The sequence below is a fragment of the Streptomyces sp. NBC_01016 genome (assembly GCF_026341035.1).
Taxonomy (GTDB): Bacteria; Actinomycetota; Actinomycetes; order Streptomycetales; family Streptomycetaceae; genus Streptomyces.
The window spans coordinates 5,460,332-5,478,348 of sequence record NZ_JAPEOQ010000001.1 but is presented as its reverse complement, the minus strand read 5'-3'; the positions used below and the strand labels follow the sequence as shown (position 1 = coordinate 5,478,348).

Here is an 18,017-nt window from a genome sequence, read left to right as displayed (position 1 = left end):
CGTAGGCCGGCTCCGCGTATGAGCCCTGGACGCGAAGGAACTTCCGTGCTGTTCGCACGTCAACTCCGCCGATGCGCACCCCTGTTGGCGGGCGCCCTGCTGCTCACCGGGTGCGGCACGACCGCCGCCACCGAGGACGGTGCCGACAAGGGCGGCGGTGTCACGCTCGACAACTGCGGCGAGAAGGTGCGGGTCGAGCACGCCCCGCGCCGCGCCGTCGCCCTCGACCAGGGCTCCGCCGAGATCATGCTCTCGCTCGGCCTCGAGGACCGGATGGTCGGCACCGGCACCTGGACCGACCCGGTCCCCAAGAACCTGGCGAAGGCCAACGCGAAGGTGCCGCGCCTGGCCGACCGCTACCCGTCGTTCGAGAAGGTCCTCGGCACCGAACCGGACTTCGCGGCGGCCTCGTTCACGTACACCCTCGGCAAGGGTGGTGTGGCGCCGCGTGAGGAGTTCGAGAAGCTCGGCGTGCCCACGTACCTCTCCCCCAGCGACTGTGCGGGCAAGGACAACGGCGGCGACGGTGACGGTGTGCGGACCAAGGCCCTCGGGCTCGACGTCGTGTACGGCGAGATCCGCGATCTGGCGCGCGTCTTCGACGTCGAGGAGCGCGGCGAAAAGCTGATCGACAAGCTCAAGTCACGCGTCCGCACCGCCACTTCGGGGGTCGACGCGCACGGCGTGGACGTCCTGTACTGGTTCGCGAACTCCGACTCGCCCTACATGGCGGGCTGTTGCGGCGCCCCCGGCGTCGTCACCAAGGAGCTCGGGGCGCGCAATGTCTTCGACGACACGCGCACGGAGTGGCCACAGGTCAACTGGGAGACGGTCGCGGACCGTGATCCTGACGTGCTGGTGATCGGCGATCTGACGCGCCGCTCGCAGTCGGCGGAGTCGGCCGCACAGAAGATCAAGTTCCTGGAGTCCAACCCGGTCACCAAGCACATGACCGCCGTGAAGAAGAAGCGGTACGTGCGTCTGAGCGGGCAGGCCATGAACCCGACCATCCGCACGGTCGACGGCGTGGAGAAGGTCGCCGCGGGGCTGCGCGAGTTCGGCCTCGCCAAGTGACGGCTCGCACGGTTCCGGCTCCCGCGGTGACGGCAGCGCCCCCGAAGGCTTCTTCGCGGGTCTCCCTGCGCGCCACGCTCGCCTGGGCGGCCGGCATCGCCGCGCTGTGCGCCTCCGTCGCCTTCGCCATCACCCTCGGTCCCGCGCAGATCCAGGTCGGTGACGTGTGGGCTGCGGTGGGCGACCGGATGGGCCTGGCGACCTCGGATCTCTCGCCGATCCGGGACGGCATCGTATGGAATCTGCGGCTGCCGCGGACGCTGCTCGCGGCGGTGTGCGGGGCGGGGCTCGCGGTGTGCGGCACGGTGCTTCAGGCGCTGCTGCGCAATCCGCTGGCCGATCCGTTCGTGCTCGGCGTCTCGTCGGGCGCGTCGACCGGGGCCGTGCTGGTCGTCGTGCTCGGGCTCGGCGGGGGCGCCATCTCGGTGTCCGGCGGCGCGTTCGTCGGCGCCGTCTGTTCGTTCGCGCTGGTCCTGGTGCTCAGTCACACGCTGGGCGGCAGCACGGACCGGGTGGTGCTGTGCGGGGTCGCCGCGATGCAGCTGTTCTCGGCGCTGACCTCGTTCGTCGTACTGACTTCTGCGGACGCGGAGACGACGCGCGGCGTGCTGTTCTGGCTGCTCGGCTCGCTCAGCGGAGTCGGCTGGACCGAGGTGTGGATGTGCCTGGCCGTGCTCGCCGTCACGCTCGTGGTGTGCCTGGCCTACGGGCGCACCCTCGACGCGTTCGCCTTCGGCGCGGAGGCGGCGGCCACGCTCGGCGTGCGGGTGGCCCGCACCCGGATCGTGCTGCTGTGCGTGACGGCGCTGCTCACGGCGGCCCTGGTCAGCGCGGCGGGTGCGATCGGCTTCGTCGGCCTGGTGCTGCCGCACGCGGCGCGCGCCCTGGTCGGTCCGGGGCACACCCGGCTGCTGCCGGTGACGGCGCTCGCGGGAGCGGTGTTCCTGGTGTGGGTGGACACGGTGGCGCGGACGGTGCTCGAACCTCAGGAGGTTCCGGTGGGTGTGGTGACCTCGCTGATCGGTGTCCCGGCGTTCGTGCTGGTGCTGTACCGCGGGCGGGGTGTGCGGTGACGGCGGGGCTGCGCGCGGAGCGCGTGTCGTGGTCGCCGGGTGGCGCGCTGGTGCTCGACGGGGTGTCCGTGGCGCCGGAGCCCGGGACCGTCACCGGCATCCTCGGCCCCAACGGCTCGGGCAAGTCGACCCTGTTGCGCCTGCTGTCCGGGGTGCTCGCCCCGGACAGCGGCGTCGTCACGCTCGACGGTGACCCGCTCGCCTCCGTGGGCCGCAGGCAGGCCGCGCGGCGCATCGCCATGGTGCAGCAACAGCCCGACGCCCAGGTCGAGTTGACCGTCGCCGACGTCGTACGCCTGGGCCGGGTCCCGCACCGCCGCGCCTGGCAACCCGCGTCGGCGGCGGACGAGGCCGCCGTGCGCTCCGCCCTGGACCGCAGCGGGCTCGCCGACCGGGCGCACCGCCTGTGGCACACGCTGTCCGGCGGCGAACGCCAGCGGGTGCAGATCGCGCGGGCGCTCGCGCAGGAGCCGCGCGAGCTGCTGCTCGACGAGCCGACCAACCACCTCGACATCCAGCACCAGCTCGAACTCCTCGACCTGATCGGCACGCTGGGCATCACGTCCGTCGTCGCCCTGCACGACCTGAACCTCGCGGCCACCTACTGCGCGCGGGTCGTCGTGCTGTGCGAGGGCCGCGTGGTGGCGGCCGGGGAGCCGGGCGACGTACTGACCGAGGAACTGATTGCCGACGTGTACGGGGTGCGCGCCGAGGTCACCCGCCCCGGCGCCCGCCCGCACATCCGCTATCTGGGCACGACGTCACCGGACTGAGTCACCCGGACCGCCTCACCCTCACTCGACCCGCGTCACTCGAAGCGCTCGGTGTCCCCGGCACCGCGCCGTACGATCTCGGCCTCCCCGCCGGAGAAGTCGATGACCGTGGTGGGCACGGTGCCGCAGTCGCCGGAGTCCACGACGGCGTCCACCTGGTGGTCGAGCTGCTCCTTGATCTCCCAGCCCTGGGTGAGCGGCTCCTCCTCGCCGGGCAGCAGCAGCGTGCTGGACAGCAGCGGCTCGCCGAGCTCGGCGAGCAGCGCCTGCGTCACCACGTGGTCGGGGATGCGCACGCCCACGGTCTTCTTCTTCGGGTGCTGCAGCTGCCGCGGCACCTCGCGCGTCGCGGGCAGGATGAAGGTGTAACTGCCGGGCGTGGCCGCCTTGATGGCGCGGAACACGTCGTTGTCGATCTGGACGAACCTGCCGAGCTGGGCGAAATCCTGACAGACCAGTGTGAAGTGGTGCCGATCGTCGAGCTGCCGGATGGTGCGGATCCGGTCGACTCCCGCCCGGTTGCCGAGCCGGCAGCCGAGCGCGTAGCAGGAGTCCGTGGGGTAGGCGACAAGCGCGCTGTCGCGGATGCCGTCGGCGATCGCGGAGATCAGGCGCGCTTGCGGGTTTGCTGGGTGCACGTCGTAGTACCTGGCCATTCGGCGAGCGTACGTGATCGGGCGCGCCACGCCGGGGTACACGAGGGGCGAATCGGGCGCGTACGCGCGACAATCCCGACACCGGACCACCCTGCCCTGGCCCTCGCGCGCCCACGGACCCATACTGGTCGCGCCCCGATCACTCACAGAACGACTCCATGGCGAAGAAGAACTCACTCCCGACACCCGTCCCCGACACCGCCTGGCTCGGACGCGGACGCCACCTCGGGCCCGATCCCGAGCGCGACGTCCGGCGCAACCTGATCGCCCTCAAGGCGGCGGGTGTGCTCGACGACTTCCTCGACCTCGATCCCGAGGACGCGGCGCGGTCCACCGTGCTGCACCCGCGCGCAGAGGAGGCCGGTCCAGGACCCGGCGCCCGCCGGGTGTTCGAGGCGCGCTGGCGCGTCGCCGAGAACGTCACCGTGCGCGGCCAGCTCACGACGTACGACCCCGACACCCGCGCCAAGGACTCCGAAGGCGTCACCTGGATTCTCGCCGCGGAGGCGGAGCGGGCCTGGGAGCTGGCCTGGCCGTCGCCCGCGCCGATGTTCTGGCCGGACAGCGATCGGGTGCCCTGGGACCACGACACGGTGGCGGGGCTGCGCCTGCGGGCCCCGAACCACCTCCCCAAGGACGACGACGCGCTGCGCCGCCTCCTCAAGGACTGCTCGCGCTCCAGCTGGTACGTGCATGTCGTCATCCACGAGGCGATGACGCCGGACGCCCGCGGCCAGCAGTCGATCACGCAGCACCTGCCGCCGAGCCTGCAGCACCGGGTGATCGAGCACCGGGCGACGCCCGACCAGGCGCAGATCGTGGACTTCGGGCTGCGCAAGGACTTCAAGGCCGGGATGCCGCGCGGCGGCGGCATCGTGCTGCCGACCACGCCGCCGCACCCGGACTATGCGGCGGACCGTTTCACCGTGCGCAGCGTGTTCCTCGACGGCAGCGAGCCGACCGAACTGATCGACCGGATCCGGGAGTTCACCGCGTTCCCGCGGCCGCTGACCGACGAGGCGCAGCAGGCCCTCACACGTCTGCGCGACGGCTGGCATCTGCTCACGCCCGACGAGGAGCTGACGCACGCGCAGGACATGGTCACGAAGTACGCCGAGGCGCTCGACGCGATGACCAGGTCCCGGGACAGCTACCGCGAGGCGGCCGAAGCGGCACGCGCCGCGCTCGCCGAGGTGCCGCGCGGCGACGCCCCGGCGCAGGCGCCGACGGACCCGGACGCCAAGGACGCCTCACCGTTCGGCACCCTCGGCAAGGCGTTCGGACGCTTCCGGGGGCCGCAGAAGTAGGTCCCCAACGGCATTGATGGCCAGTCGGTCGGGCGCCCGCACGGGGCGGGCGCCCGCTCCCCTCACTCCTCCTCTGCCTCCGCCGCGCCCGGATCGGACATCCGCAGCGCGATCTCCTGCAGCAGTTCGCTGGAGTTGACGTCGATGCGGCCCTCGTCGTGGACCTTGGCGAGCTGCGTGAAGAGGAACGCGAACGCCTCCACGAGCGACACGCTCGCCGGCATCAGCGCGGCGATGGCCAGTTCGGCCGCCTCCTCCGCAGTGGCCCCCGACGGGATCTCGATGGTCGGGAACACCTCCGACACGAGCCGCCCCAGTTGCGTCAAGTCGGTGTCGAGTGCCTCGCCGTCGCTGAGCCTGCGCACCATCTCGTGCGTCTCGGTGAGCACGCCGATGGCCCGCAGAATGATCTCCCTCTGTTCCATGTGGGGAGCTTATGCCGGGGTCCGTGTCGCGCGTGCAACGTGGTCGCAACGTCCCACCCCTTTGACTGGGTGACATGACCGACGTACCCCGCGTGGAGCTGACGGACGCGGCCGCCGAGCTGGTGCGGCGGCTGCACGAGGCCCACGGTCCGCTGATGTTCCACCAGTCCGGTGGCTGCTGCGACGGCAGTGCACCGATGTGCTATTTGGCGGGCGAGTTCCGCACGGGAGCCTCCGATGTGCTGCTCGCCGATCTCGTGGTGGAGGGGGTGGCGGAGCCGGTCTCGTTCTGGATGTCCAAGAGCCAGTACGAGGTGTGGAGCCATACGCGGCTCATCGTCGACGTCGTCGAGGGACGCGGCAGCGGCTTCTCCCTCGAAGCACCCGAAGGCGTACGTTTCCTGATCCGTTCCCGGCTGGTCGGTACCTAGCCATCGACGTGCGACCCCGCGTCTGCTGAACTCCCCGCATGCAGACGAGAGTTGGCAAGCGAGGCAGAAGAGTCCTTGCGACCCTCGGGGTCGCTTCGATGCTGGCCGGTGCCGCCCTGACGGGTGCGGCGCCGGCCGGCGCCGCTTCGGGCGAGCGGGTCGCTCCGGGCGTCACGTACACGGAGTTCGACGTTCCCGCCGCCAAGGGCACCGCACACGCCCATGTCCTCACCGTCGATCTGACCGACCCGCGCGTGCGGGTCGACCTCCTGCACCCCGGCGCGGTCGGGGCCCGCGCCACCGTCTCCTCGATGTCCGACACGGCCGGCGCCGTCGGCGGGGTCAACGGGGACTTCTTCAACATCTCGGAGACCCAGCATCCGGGCGTCGAGGTCACCGGCGCCTCCGTCGGCCCCGCCATCGCCCGCGGGCACACGCTCAAGGCGGCCGTGCCGGACGGGCAGCGCTTCGGCCCGGCCCTGCCGCCCGGCACCTCCACCCGGGACGTCCTCGGCGTCGGGGTCGACCGGCGGGCCCGCCTCGACAGCCTGGAGCTCGACGGCTCGATACGTACCCGGGACGACCGCATGCCGCTGGGCGGGCTGAACCAGTACGCGCTGCCGGTCGGCTCGGTCGGGGCGTTCACGTCCGACTGGGGCAGCGTGTCGCGGGTGCGTGCCACCTGCGGCACCGACACCCAGCGGGCGGCTCCCTGCACCACGGACACGTACGAGGTGACGGTGCGGCACGGGCGCGTCGTGTCGTCGGCCGACACACCCGGCAGCGGGCCCATAGCGGCCGACACCACGGTCCTGGTCGGCAGGGAGGCCGGCGCGCAGTGGCTGCGCAAGCTGTCACCGGGTGACCCGGTCGCGGTCCACCACCGGCTCGTCGCCGCGCGCTCGCACATCCCGTACCGCTTCGCGATCGGCGGGTATCCCGTGCTGCGGGACGGCGCGCCGCTGCCCGGCCTGGACGCGACGACGTCGGCGGTGCGCACGGCGGCGGGCATCGGGGACGGCGGCCATGAGCTGATCCTGCTGGCCCTGGACGGCGCGCCCGCCTACCGCACCGGCATGTCGATGACCGAAGTGGCCGCCACGATGCGGTCCTTGGGCTCGGACGACGCGTTCAGCCTGGACGGCGGCGGTTCGTCGACCCTCGTGGCACGCGCACCCGGCGCGCCCGCAGTGTCGGTCCGCAACCACCCCAGCGACCCGCCGGAGCGGGCGGTCGCGAATGGGATAGGGGTGTTCTCGGCCACGAAGTAGCACCACGGGAGGGCCACAACGGCCGGTCGCCCGGACGGAACCGCTGAAGTTCGTGCGGGCGACCGTGACTGCACCAGCTTCGGGTTGTCTTCAATTGCCCGGCATGCTGAGCCGGTTGCCTCACGGGCTGAGGCTGCTGACCAGCCCCGCGGTGGAATTGATGCCGTCGTGGATGGTCGGCGCCGCGTCGGTGCCCGCGAGCAGGAAGCCGAGCAGGACGCAGACGAGCGCGTGCGAGAACTTCATCGCTCCGTTGCGCAGGAAGATCACCGCGACGATGAGCAGCAACAGCACCACGGAAATGGACAGAGACATCGCCGAACCTCCTCCGCCACGTCAACACCGTGGCTATCGGCCGCAAGTGTGACGCAGCGGAGGGCGCCGACCGGGGCATGACCTGTCCCCCGAACGGGTGTTAACCCGGGGTCACCGGCCGGAACTCTTGCCGTGGGCTCCGGCGTGCACCTTGTCATGGGCCTCCAGGAACGCCCGCAGCCCCGCGAGGTCGTCCGTGTTGAGGTGGTCGACGTCGGCGGCGATCAATTCGGCCCAGACGGCGTCGCGTTCGGGCCCGGCGACATCGGGTGTCTCCCAGAAGCGGACGCGCTGGCCGCGCGCGTGGGCGGCGCCGACGATCCCGCGCAGCTTGTCGCGTTCGGCGGCGGGCATCGGCCCGCTCCCCCGCCAGGTGAAGTTGTTGGCCCAGTTGTCGCTGATGAGCGGGATGAGCGAGGCGGGCGCCGCGCTACCGAGGTCGGTGAGGCGGCCGTCGTAGAAGGCGCTGCGCCTGGCCTGCGCCTCCATCGGCGGGCGGGCGGCCCGGTCGCCGGAGACGACGACGGTGACGGCTCCGCTCCGCACGCGCCCGCGGTCGTACGTGGTGAAGAGGCGGCCGTAGCGGCGCAATTGGCGGTCGAGTTCCTGGTACGTCGCCGCGCCGTCGGTCTTGATGTCGACGAGGAGCTGCAGCGGGGTGCGCCAACCCCGGTACACCGAACCGTGGTTGGCCTTCACGCGGGCGGCGAGTGGGGCGAGGTAGAGGGAGTCGAGGGTGCGCGCGGGGTCGAGGTCGACGGGGTCGTGGGCGACGAGGAGGTCGCCGTTCACGAGGTAGATGTCGGCCTCGACGCTGTTGAACCGCTGGTCGAGCGCGTCGAACAGGGGTCTCGGGTGCTCGTAGTCGTTGTGGGCGTGGGCGCGCCGCAGGGGCGCGGGGCCGCGCTTGGCCGCGGCGGCCTGGGCCAGGTTGGGGGTGGTGACACCGACGGCGAGCGCGGCGGCGAGGGTACCGAGGGCTCTGCGGCGGGTGGTCGGGGCCATGCGTGCCTCCCGTGGTGGGCCGGTGGGACACGGTGAGTATGCGGGGCGCGGGTCATCAAGGGGCAGAGGTGTGACGGGAGTTGGCGCGACTGGCACCCCCGGTTCACCGCGGGGCCACCACAACCCACTGGTCACGGGCGTGCATGATGGCGGGGACGGGCGAAGGATCGACGGAAAGCGAAGGGAGTCGGCCGTGCGCCAGGTGGAGTGCGTGGTGGAGGTGCTGCGCGAGGTGCTCGGGCCGGATCTGGTGGCCGCGTATCTCTACGGCTCGGCGGTCTCCGGCGGCCTGCGCCCGCACAGCGACGTGGACGTGTTCGCCGTGACGGGCGCTTCCACGACCCCCGACCAGCGCGCGCATCTCGTCGGCGGGCTGATGAACCTGTCCGGGGCGGGTGCGGCACACGGCCCGGACCGTCCGGTGGAGTTGACGCTCGTACAGCTCGCCGATGTGCGGCCCTGGCGGTTTCCGCCGGTGCGGGAGTTCCAGTACGGCGAATGGCTCCGGGACGCGTACGAGCGCGGGGAGATGCCGCGGCCCGAGGCGGACGAGGACCTGGCGCTGCTGGTCACGATGGTGCGACAGCGCGGTGTCGCCCTGTTCGGGCCGCCCGCCACCGAACTGCTCGACCCGGTTCCGGAATCCGATGTGCGCCGCGCGACCGCGGCCGGGATCCCGGCGCTCCTCGAGGAGTTGGAGACTGACACCCGCAATGTGGTCCTGACACTGGCCCGCGTCTGGGCCACCCTCGCGACCGGCGAGATCCTCTCGAAGGACGCGGCGGCGGACTGGGCCCTGGCTCGGCTCCCGGAGGAGAACCGCGCGGTGCTGGCGCATGCCCGCGCGGTGTACCTGGGCGAGGCGGAGGAATCGTGGGCGCGGCTAAGGACCCGGCTGCGGCGCGACGCGGAGGTACTGGTCGCCGAGGCCGAGCGAGTCACGTAGCCGCCGCCCGCCCCGTCACGAACGGCTCATGCGCCGGCGTCGTCTCGGAGCGTCAGCTGCTGAGTGCCAGCCTGATACCGAAGACGCCGATGACGGTGCCGGTGATCCGGTCAAGCGGCCGGCGTGCCTGGGGGATGAACTGAGGCAGGACGGCGACGTAGAAGACGCCCATCTTCGGGTTCAGGAGGCCGTCGCTGCTGCTGTCACCGCCACAGACAGGCGAACCCGCCTACGCCCCCACCAGCTCCCCCCACTCCACCGTCCGCCCGCACCACCGCTCCAGGAGCACCCGGTCGTGCCCCACGGCCAGCAGCCCCGCCCCGGTCTCCCGCCGGTAGTCCTCCACCACGCCCACCAGCGCGGCCGTGGTCGACGCGTCGAGCATGGCGGTCATCTCGTCGCAGATCAGCCAGCGGGGGCGCAGGGTGAGGGCGCGGGCGAGGCAGGCGCGTTGGAGTTGACCGTCGCTGACCTCGTGGGGGCGGCGGGTCAGGAGGTCGGTGGACAAGCCGACCGTGTCCGCCAGTTCGCTCACCCGCGCCGCGGGGTCGGCGCCGTTCGCGCGCAGGGGTTCCGCGATCAGGTCGGACAGGCGCAGGCGCGGGTCGGCGGACAGGCGTGGTTGCTGGAAGACGACGCCGAACGCGGTGCGTTGGGCGCGTGGGGCTCGGTGGCGCCAACCGTGGGCCGGTTCGCCGTCGATGACGACGCGGCCGGCGTCCGGGGCGTGCAGCAGCGCCGCGACGCGGGCGAGGGTCGACTTGCCACAGCCGCTGGGGCCGAGGAGTCCGACGCTCTCGCCGGGGCGGACGGTCAGAGTCACGTCGCGGACGACCGGGGCTCGTCGGTCGTAGCCCGCGGTGATGGCGTGCAGTTCAAGCACGGGTGGCCGCCTGGTGGGCCGGTACGGGGTGGTGGCAGGCCACGCCGTCCGTGACCGCCGGCATCGCCGCGCACAGGCCGTCGGCGCCCGTGCAGCGCGCGGCGAACGCGCAGCCCTCCCCCAGCGCGCTCAGTTCCGGTGGCATCCCGGGGATCGGGGTGAACTCGCGGTCGGGCAGGGCGTTCAGGAGGCCCCGGGCGTACGGGTGGCGGGGGCCGCGCGCCCCGAAGAAGGCGTCCGCATCGGCCAGTTCGACGATGCGGCTCGCGTACATCACCGCCACCCGGTCCGCGATCCGCTCCGCCGCCGCGAGGTCGTGCGTGATCAGCAGCAGCGCCCGGTCGGTGCCGATGTGGCGGCGCAGTTCCTCGACGGTCCGCTCGACGAGGTCGCGGTCGAGGCCGGTGGTCGGCTCGTCGGCGAGGAGCAGCGGAGCGTCCCCCACGAGGGCGAGCGCGGTCGCGGCGCGCTGCGCAAGTCCGCCGGAGAGTTCGTGGGGGTAGCGGTCGAGATGGTCCAGCGGGAAGGCGGCACGCTCGGCTGCCTGCCGGACGGCTTCCTGCAGCCGCGGGCCGCGACGCGGCACGCCCGCCAACTGCCGCAGTGCCTCGCCCAGTTGTGAGCGCACCGTACGGACCGGGGTGAGGTGCGCGGCCGGGCTCTGCGGCACCAGGCCGATCCGGCGGCCCCGCACCGTGCGCGCGAGCGTCGCCTCGTCGGCCGCCATCAGGTCGAGGTCGCCGAGGCGCGCCGAGCCCGCCGTCTCCGCGTTCTGCGGCAGCAGGCCGAGGAGCGCGGAGGCCAGCACCGATTTTCCGCAGCCGCTCTCGCCCACGAGGGCCAGGCACTCCCCCGCCCCGAGGTCGAAGGAGGCGTCGCTGACGGCCCGTACGTACGCGCCGTCGCGCATCCGGAACCGTACGGACAGGGAGTCCACCGAAAGCACCGTGGTCACAGGGTCAGCTCCGATCGGCGGCGGGGGTTCAGGCGTTCGCGCCAGGCACCCGCGAGGCCCGCGACGGCCAGCGTCGGCACGATGATGAACAGGCCGGGGAAGAGGGTCGGCCACCAGTCGCCCGCGAGCAGCGAGCCGCGCGCCGTCTGGACGAGCGTGCCGAGGCTGGCCTGGTGGGTGGGCAGGCCCAACCCGAGGAAGGACAGGGCGGATTCGTGCCAGATCGCGTGCGGGACCATCAGCACCGCGGCGAGCGCCGCCTGCGGCAGGACGCCGGGCAGGAGGTGTCGGGCCGTCACCCGCCACCGTGACGATCCGCCGGAGATCGCCGCGTCGACGTAGGGCCGTGAGCGCAGCGACAGGACTTCGGCGCGCACGATGCGGGCCGTCGACAGCCAGTGCGTCAGGCCCACCGAGATCACGACCGGCCAGACCCCCGGCCGGAACATCGCCACGATGAAGACGCCGAGCAGCAGGTGCGGCACCGACGAGAAGGTGTCCACCACGCGCATCACGCCCCGGTCCACCCAGCCGCCGAGCGCGCCCGCGAGCGCCCCGACGGCGGTGCCGATGACGGTCGCCACGACCGCGGCCACCACACCGACGAGCAGCGAGACCCGCAGCCCGTACACGCTGCGCAGCAACAGGTCGCGGCCGACGTCGTCGGTGCCGAACGGGTGCGCCCAGTACGGTGGTTGGAGCTTCGCGGCGAGGTCGACGGCCTGCTGGTCCAGTTGAGTCAGCGGCGGCACAAGCAGCACGGCGAGGACGACCACGGACACGATCACCGCGGACGTGTGTATCCGCCACGCGCGCGTGGAGCGGCGCCGCACTCCGTGCGTGCGCCATTGCGGGGCCTGTCCTGCCACTGCTCGGGCAGCGCCAACTGCTTGCTCAGCCATCGAAGCCCACTCTCGGATCGGCGATGCCGTACAGCAGGTCGGCGGCCCAGTTGCCGGCGAGCACGGCGAGGGTCGCGAGGACGGTGACGGCGGCGAGCAGCGGGAAGTCCACGGACGTGGCCGCCTGCACGGTCGCGGCGGCGATGCCCGGCCAGCTGAACACGGTCTCCACGAGCAGCGCCCCCGTGATGAGTTCGGGCACCCGTGACCCGATGAGCGTGAGCACGGGCAGCATGCCGGAGCGCAGCGCGTGCCCGAACAGGACGGTGCGCGGCGCGAGTCCGCGCGCCCTGGCCCCGCGCACGGGGTCCTCGTCGAGCGCGTCGCCGACGCCCTGACGGACGTACAGGACGAACCACGGCAGCTGCGAGACCGCCAACACACCAGCGGGCAGCGCGAGATGGGACAGCACCTGCCCGGCGGTGATTGTCGAGGAGCCCGTGTCGGTGAGCCCGCCGGCCGGTAGTACGCCGAGTTTCAGCGCGAACAGCCACACGGCGAGCAGGCCGAGCCAGAACGGGGGCGCGGCCTCCAGCGTGTACGCGAGCGAGGTGACGGCCCGGTCGAGCCAGCCGCCCTGCCGGCGCGCCGCCAGCACGCCGAGGAGCGTGCCGAGGACGACCGCGACGAGGAACGCGGTGGCTGCCAGCAGGACCGACCAGCCGAGCCGCTCGCCGATCACCTGGGCGACCGGTTGCCGCATGACGGCCGAGTCGCCGAGGTCGCCGGTGACCGCGGACGTGAGCCAGTCCCACCAGCGGGCGAACAGCGGCTGGTCGACGCCGAGGTTGACCCGCAGCTGGTCGAGGTTCTCCTGTGACGCGGTGAGCCCGGCGGTGCCCGCGTAGGCCTTGACCGGGTCGAAGGGGGAGGCCGCGGCGATCGCGAAGACGCCGAAGGTGACGGCGGCGAGGACGGGCACGGCGAACGCGATCCGCCGGCCCGTCAGGCGCACCATCGGCCCCCAGGGGAGCCGCCTGCTCATGCCTTCCAGTCCTCCACGTTCCACCACGGCCCAGAGGCAAGACCGTGGTCGTGCGGCTCGACCTGCGTGGAGAGGTCTCCGAACTTCTTGTCGACTACGTAGAGGTGGTCGATGTGGGTGAGGAAGGTGTAGCCGGGATCCTTCACGAGTGCGCGCTGGACGGTGTCGTACGCGGCCTGCCGCTTCGCCTTGTCGTCGGTGCGGCGGGCTTCCTCCAGGGCGGCGTCGACCTTCTTGTTGTCGTAGTGCGCCATGTTGTTGAAGCCGTCGCCCGCGAGGGACGACTTGAGCAGCGAGTACTGGTCGAAGTCGGGGTCGGCGGGCGCGCCGCCGCCCGCGAGGACCGCGTCCTTGGGCATGCGGGGCATGATGACTTCCCAGGTGCCGCTCTCGACCTTGACGTCGATGCCGAGCTTCTTGGCGTCGGAGGCGTAGGCGAGGGCGTGGTCCTGGCGGAGCTTGTCGCCGGTGAGGTACCAGAGCGGGAAGGCGGCGCGGACGCCGTCCTTCTTACGGATGCCGTCGGCTCCGGTCTTCCAACCCGCCTGGTCGAGGAGCTTCTTGGCCTTCGCGAGGTCGTGCTCGCGCTCGGTGCCCTTGGTGAACCACGGGCTGTCGGTGGGCACAGGACCGTAGGCCGCCTTGCCCGCGCCCTCCAGGATCTGGTCGACCATGGCCTTGCGGTCCACGCCGATGTCGAGGGCGCGGCGGATGTCGGTGTCGCCGGCCACCTTGTTGCCGGTCGGCAGGGTGACGACGCGGTAGTCGAAGGAGTTCGCCGCGTAGGTCTTCTTGGCGGTGTCGGCCTTGAAGGTCTTGGCCAGGTTGGGCGGCAGGATGGCGCCGTCGAGGTCGCCGGAGCGCAGCCGGGTGGCGCGCACGTCGTCGTCCTTGATGATCGCCATGGTGAAGTTCTTGATCTTCGGTGCGCCGCCCCAGTAGTCGGGGTTGGCCTTGAAGACGAGCTTCTCGCCCTTGGACCACTTCACCAGCTTGTACGGGCCCGTGCCGATGGGCCTGGTGGTGAACCTGCCGTTGTTCACGTCCTGTTGACCCGCGACGTGCTCGGGCACGATGGGCAGCACGGTGCGCTCGGCGAAGGGCGCGTAGGGGTACTTGAGGTGGAAGACGACCGTGTCGTCACCCTTCGCCTCGACGTCCCGCACGGCGTCCAGTTCGGTCTTGGAGGCGTTGTTGGTCTTCTTGTCGAGGATCGTGTCGTAGGTGAAGACGACGTCCTTCGACGTGAACGGCTTGCCGTCGCTGAACTTCACGCCGTCGCGCAGCTTGTACGTGTAGGTGCGGCCGTCGTCGGTGACCTTCGGCAGCTCGGCCGCGAGCGCGGGCTTGAGCTTCATGTCGGCGTCGTGCGTGAGCAGTCCGTCGAAGATCTTCGAGTTGCCGTCCTTGCCGTAGCCGAGGAGCGGGCTGAGGCTGTCGGGCTCGTAGGCGATGCCGACGACGGCGCTGTCAGTGCCGCCACTCTTGGCGTCGTCGTTCGGCGCCGCGCAGGCCGCAGCGGCCACCGCCAGTGCGGTGACCGCTGCCCCTGCTGTCGCGCTCCGTGCCGGCCTGGCCACGTCACCCACCCCTATTCAAGATCTACCGCTATTGCGAACGAGTCGCAATAATGCCATCTCGTCAAGGAGAGGTAAAACCCCGGCTGTGAAGTTGTGTGCGTAGCGGCTTCCCTCAGGGAGCGCGCAGGTCGACCAGTTCGGCCAGCTCCTCCCGGTGCCGGCCCGCCGTGCCGAGCGCGATCGAGTCGGCCTTGGCGCGCTTGAGGTACAGGTGGATCGGGTGCTCCCACGTCATGCCGATGCCGCCGTGCAGCTGCAGCGCCTCCTCGGCGGCGTGCACCGCGACGGGTGCCGCGTACGCCTGGGCGACGGCGACCGCGATGTCCGCGTCCTCGCTGTTCGCGGCGAGAGCGTCGGCCGCATTGCGCGCGGCGGCGCGGGTATTGACCGTTTCCAGCCACAGCTGGGCGAGGCGGTGCTTGAGCGACTGGAAGGAGCCGACGGGCCGGTTGAACTGGTTGCGCTCCTTCGTGTAGCGCACGGTCTCCGTCAACAGCCAGTCCGCGAGCCCCAGTTGCTCGGACACGAGCATCCCGGCACCGGCCCGAAGTGCCCGCCGCACCGCCGTCGCCGCACTGTCGGTCAGCTTCCGCCCGGCGGCCCCCGCGAACGTCACGGCGGCCAGCGGACGCGTACGGTCCAGCGAGATCTGCGGCTCGACGGTGACACCCTCGGCGCCCGCGTCGACCGCGAACAGGCCGCTCGCGGTGGGCACGAGGAACACGTCGGCGGCGCCCGCGTCCGCGACGCCGGTGACGCGGCCGGTCAGGGCCCCGCCCTCTTCTCGTACGTCCCTGAAGTCCTGCCCGGGCGCGGCCGACAGCGGCACGGTGAGCACGCCGATGGAGCGGCCTGAGGCGAGCGCGGCGAGGACGGTGGCCGCCTCGTCGCCCTCGCAGGCGAGCAGCGCCTCCGTGGCGATGACCGCGCTGGTCAGGTACGGCACCGGGGCGACGGCGCGGCCCAACTCCTCCAGGACGACGGCCGCTTCGCGGTGCGTGGCGCCCTGGCCGCCCTTGTCCTCCGGGACGAGGAGGCCGGCCAGGCCCATCGTCTCGGCGAGGTTCTTCCACAGCTCACGGTCGTGCGGCGCGTCCGTGTCGACGCGGGCGAGGACCTCGGTGGCGTCGCAGTGGTCGGTGAGCAGGTCGCGGACCGCCGAGCGGAGCGCTTCCTCCTCCTCGGAGTAGAGGAGGTCGGGTTCAGTGTTCACAGAGGCGTTCGAAGCGGCCGAAGCGGTCATCGGGCGAGGTCCTTCCAGGCGACGTCCTTGTCGGTGCGCGGCTCGGACGGCAGGCCCAGGACGCGCTCGGCGACGATGTTCAGCAGGATCTCGCTCGTCCCGCCCTCGATGCTGTTCCCCTTGGCGCGCAGATACCGGTAACCGGCATCGCGGCCCGCGAAGTCGACGATCTCGGGCCTGCGCAGGGTCCAGTCGTCGTACAACAGCCCTTCCTCGCCGAGGAGTTCGACCTCCAGGCCGCTGATCTCCTGGTTGAGGCGGGCGAAGCCGAGCTTCATGCCCGCCCCCTCGGGTCCGGGGTGTCCGGCGACGAGCTGCTGGCGTAGCCGCTCGCTCGTGAGGCGGGCGACCTCGGCCTCCACCCACAGCTTGACGAGGCGCTGGTGCAGGTCGTGGGTCCGCAGTTCGGGGCGCTCGCGCCAGGTCTTGGCGACGATGCCGACGAGTCCGCCCTCGCGCGGCACGCGCATGCCGCCGATGGAGACGCGCTCGTTGTTGAGGGTGGTCTGGGCGACCCGCCAGCCGTCGCCGACCTCGCCGAGCCGGTGGGCGTCGGGGATCCGGACGTCGGAGAGGAACACCTCGTTGAACTCGGCCTCGCCGGTGATCTGGCGCAGCGGCCTGACCTCGACGCCGGGGTCGGTCATGTCGCACACGAAGTACGTCATGCCCTTGTGCTTGGGCACGTCCGGGTCGGTGCGGGTGACGAGGATCGCGAAGCGGGCGTTGTGCGCGTTGGACGTCCACACCTTCTGGCCGTTGACGACCCAGGTGTCTCCGTCACGGACGGCGCGGGTGCCCAGTGCGGCCAGGTCGGAGCCGGCGCCCGGCTCGCTGAACAGCTGGCACCAGACCTCCTCGCCGACCCAGAGCGGCTTGAGGAAGCGCTGCTTCTGCTCTTCGGTGCCGTAGCGCAGGATGGTGGGGGCGGCCATGCCGAGCCCGATCCCGTTGCGCCGCGGGTTGTTGTCGGGCGCGCCCGCGGCCGCCAGCTCGGCCTCGACGACGGCCTGCAGGGCACGCGGCGCGTCGAGCCCGCCGAGTCCCTCGGGGTAGTGCACCCAGGCGAGCCCGGCGTCGAAGCGGGCGCTGAGGAAGTCCTCGCGGGACGTGCTCGCGGGCGGATGCGCGGTGAGGAACTCCTTTGTGCGGTCCCTCAGTTGGGCGGCGTCGAGGCTCATGCGACGGCTCCTTCCTGCTGGCGGGCGTTCAGACCCGGCACCACCACGACGCGGCCCGTCGTGACGCCGTCGGCGACGCGCTGGACGGCGGACGCGGCGTCGCTCAAGTCGACGCGCTCGCTGACGAGGGGCTTGATGGCGCCGCTCGCGGCCAGCTCGGTGAGCTTCTGGTGGCAGTGCGGGATGAGCTTCGGGTTCTTGGTGGCGTACAGGCCCCAGTGCAGCCCGAGGATCGAGTAGTTCTTCACCAGCGCGTGGTTGAGCGCGGCGGTCGGGATCGCGCCGGAGGCGAAGCCGACGACGACGATGCGGCCCTCGAAGGCGACGACCTTCGTGGACTGCCGGTACGCGTCGCCACCCACCGGGTCGTAGATCACGTCGGCGCCCTGGCCGCCGGTGGCCTCCTTCACGGCCGCGATGACGTCCTCGGAACGCCGGTCGATCACGACGTCGCAGCCGAGCTCGGCCGCGACCTTCGCCTTCTCGGGGCCGCCGACGACGCCGATGACCCGGGCGCCCGCGGCCTTGCCGAGCTGCACGGCGGCGCTGCCGACCCCGCCCGCGGCGGCGTGCACGAGGAGCGTCTCGCCCGCCTGGAGGTGGGCGCGCTGGTGCAGGCCGAACCAGCCGGTCTGGTAGCCGATGTGCAGGGCGGCGACCTCGGCGTCGTCGAGCGAATCGGGCGCGGGCAGCAGGGACTTCGCGTCGGCAACCGTGTACTCGGCGAGGCCGCCGCGCGGCAGCGTCGGGTTGGCGATGACGCGGCGGCCGTCCTCGGTCTCACCGCAGATCTCCACGCCCGGCGTGAACGGCAGCGGCGGCGTCACCTGGTACTGCCCCTTGCACAGCAGGGCGTCCGGGAAGTTGATGTTGGCGGCGCGCACCTTGAGCAGAACCTGCCCCTCACCGGGCTCGGGACGCTCCACCTCTTCGAGGCGCATCACCTCGCTCGGCTCGCCGTTCTCGTGCACTTGCCATGCCTGCATGCGGAGCCTCCACGGGACTGCTTCGT

General features: G+C 71.9%; 19 protein-coding genes. 7 read left to right on the top strand and 12 right to left on the bottom strand.

The annotated features are described in order from the left end of the window. Positions 1-18: 18 nt before the first annotated feature. The 3 genes from OG746_RS24690 to OG746_RS24680 are packed head-to-tail and all read left to right on the top strand — an operon-like array spanning position 19 to position 2,920. On the top strand, positions 19-1,074 hold the full coding sequence (locus tag OG746_RS24690; RefSeq protein ID WP_266717967.1) for an ABC transporter substrate-binding protein: 1,056 nt from the start codon (positions 19-21) through the stop codon (positions 1,072-1,074). Positions 1,075-1,100: 26 nt separating this feature from the next. Then, entirely contained in the window at positions 1,101-2,147 is a 1,047-nt protein-coding gene (locus OG746_RS24685; protein ID WP_524540448.1) for a FecCD family ABC transporter permease, read from the top strand. After that, the gene (locus OG746_RS24680; RefSeq protein ID WP_266717965.1) at positions 2,144-2,920 is read left to right on the top strand and encodes an ABC transporter ATP-binding protein; all 777 of its coding nucleotides are present in this window, start codon (positions 2,144-2,146) and stop codon (positions 2,918-2,920) included. Before OG746_RS24685 ends, OG746_RS24680 begins: the two co-directional genes overlap by 4 nt. Before the next feature lie 35 nt (positions 2,921-2,955). Here the strand turns inward: OG746_RS24680 and OG746_RS24675 are convergent, their stop codons facing one another. Then, positions 2,956-3,576, bottom strand: coding sequence for an L-threonylcarbamoyladenylate synthase (locus tag OG746_RS24675; protein WP_266717964.1), 621 nt, complete (start codon positions 3,574-3,576; stop codon positions 2,956-2,958). A gap of 158 nt (positions 3,577-3,734) precedes the next feature. On the opposite strand from OG746_RS24675, the gene OG746_RS24670 reads away from it, so the two are divergent. Then, complete coding sequence (locus OG746_RS24670; RefSeq protein WP_266717962.1) at positions 3,735-4,883, top strand: hypothetical protein; 1,149 nt, start codon at positions 3,735-3,737, stop codon at positions 4,881-4,883. A gap of 62 nt (positions 4,884-4,945) precedes the next feature. On the opposite strand, the gene OG746_RS24665 is transcribed toward OG746_RS24670, so the two are convergent. Continuing rightward, entirely contained in the window at positions 4,946-5,308 is a 363-nt protein-coding gene (locus OG746_RS24665; protein WP_266717960.1) for a hypothetical protein, read from the bottom strand. A 74-nt stretch (positions 5,309-5,382) separates the two neighbouring features. Between OG746_RS24665 and OG746_RS24660 the strand changes: the two genes are divergently transcribed. Together OG746_RS24660 and OG746_RS24655 are read left to right on the top strand one after the other, a co-directional pair. After that, a complete protein-coding gene (locus OG746_RS24660; RefSeq protein ID WP_266717959.1) occupies positions 5,383-5,739 on the top strand; it encodes a DUF779 domain-containing protein in 357 nt (118 codons plus the stop codon). A 98-nt stretch (positions 5,740-5,837) separates the two neighbouring features. Then, positions 5,838-7,010 carry a phosphodiester glycosidase family protein gene (locus OG746_RS24655; protein WP_266717958.1) on the top strand — a complete coding sequence of 391 codons (1,173 nt, stop codon included), beginning with the start codon at positions 5,838-5,840 and terminating at the stop codon, positions 7,008-7,010. A 120-nt stretch (positions 7,011-7,130) separates the two neighbouring features. Here OG746_RS24655 and OG746_RS24650 read toward each other — a convergent pair whose 3' ends face one another. Beyond that, complete coding sequence (locus tag OG746_RS24650; protein WP_266717957.1) at positions 7,131-7,325, bottom strand: hypothetical protein; 195 nt, start codon at positions 7,323-7,325, stop codon at positions 7,131-7,133. A gap of 111 nt (positions 7,326-7,436) precedes the next feature. Continuing rightward, positions 7,437-8,330: a phosphatidylinositol-specific phospholipase C/glycerophosphodiester phosphodiesterase family protein gene (locus OG746_RS24645; protein ID WP_266717955.1), complete on the bottom strand. Its 894-nt coding sequence runs from the start codon at positions 8,328-8,330 to the stop codon at positions 7,437-7,439. A gap of 193 nt (positions 8,331-8,523) precedes the next feature. Here OG746_RS24645 and OG746_RS24640 point away from each other — a divergent pair, with 193 nt between their 5' ends. Then, positions 8,524-9,276 (top strand): aminoglycoside adenylyltransferase family protein, encoded by a 753-nt coding sequence (locus OG746_RS24640; protein ID WP_266717953.1) that lies wholly within the window; start codon positions 8,524-8,526, stop codon positions 9,274-9,276. Between the two features lie 229 nt (positions 9,277-9,505). Here OG746_RS24640 and OG746_RS24630 read toward each other — a convergent pair whose 3' ends face one another. The 8 genes from OG746_RS24630 to OG746_RS24595 all read right to left on the bottom strand — a co-directional run bounded on the left by OG746_RS24630 (position 9,506) and on the right by OG746_RS24595 (position 17,991). Further along, positions 9,506-10,159, bottom strand: coding sequence for an ABC transporter ATP-binding protein (locus OG746_RS24630; RefSeq protein WP_266717951.1), 654 nt, complete (start codon positions 10,157-10,159; stop codon positions 9,506-9,508). Next, on the bottom strand, positions 10,152-11,069 hold the full coding sequence (locus OG746_RS24625) for an ABC transporter ATP-binding protein (RefSeq protein ID WP_266719176.1): 918 nt from the start codon (positions 11,067-11,069) through the stop codon (positions 10,152-10,154). Before OG746_RS24625 ends, OG746_RS24630 begins: the two co-directional genes overlap by 8 nt. Positions 11,070-11,110: 41 nt before the next feature. After that, positions 11,111-12,016 (bottom strand): ABC transporter permease, encoded by a 906-nt coding sequence (locus tag OG746_RS24620; protein WP_266717949.1) that lies wholly within the window; start codon positions 12,014-12,016, stop codon positions 11,111-11,113. Next, positions 12,009-13,001 (bottom strand): ABC transporter permease, encoded by a 993-nt coding sequence (locus OG746_RS24615; protein WP_266717947.1) that lies wholly within the window; start codon positions 12,999-13,001, stop codon positions 12,009-12,011. The genes OG746_RS24620 and OG746_RS24615 overlap by 8 nt, the downstream gene beginning before the upstream one ends. Then, positions 12,998-14,581 (bottom strand): ABC transporter substrate-binding protein, encoded by a 1,584-nt coding sequence (locus OG746_RS24610; protein WP_266717945.1) that lies wholly within the window; start codon positions 14,579-14,581, stop codon positions 12,998-13,000. Before OG746_RS24610 ends, OG746_RS24615 begins: the two co-directional genes overlap by 4 nt. Positions 14,582-14,693: 112 nt before the next feature. Beyond that, positions 14,694-15,824 carry an acyl-CoA dehydrogenase family protein gene (locus OG746_RS24605; protein WP_266717944.1) on the bottom strand — a complete coding sequence of 377 codons (1,131 nt, stop codon included), beginning with the start codon at positions 15,822-15,824 and terminating at the stop codon, positions 14,694-14,696. Continuing rightward, positions 15,821-17,005, bottom strand: coding sequence for an acyl-CoA dehydrogenase family protein (locus tag OG746_RS24600; RefSeq protein WP_266717942.1), 1,185 nt, complete (start codon positions 17,003-17,005; stop codon positions 15,821-15,823). The genes OG746_RS24605 and OG746_RS24600 overlap by 4 nt, the downstream gene beginning before the upstream one ends. Beyond that, complete coding sequence (locus OG746_RS24595) at positions 17,002-17,991, bottom strand: NADPH:quinone oxidoreductase family protein (protein ID WP_266717940.1); 990 nt, start codon at positions 17,989-17,991, stop codon at positions 17,002-17,004. Before OG746_RS24595 ends, OG746_RS24600 begins: the two co-directional genes overlap by 4 nt. Between the last annotated feature and the right edge of the window lie 26 nt (positions 17,992-18,017).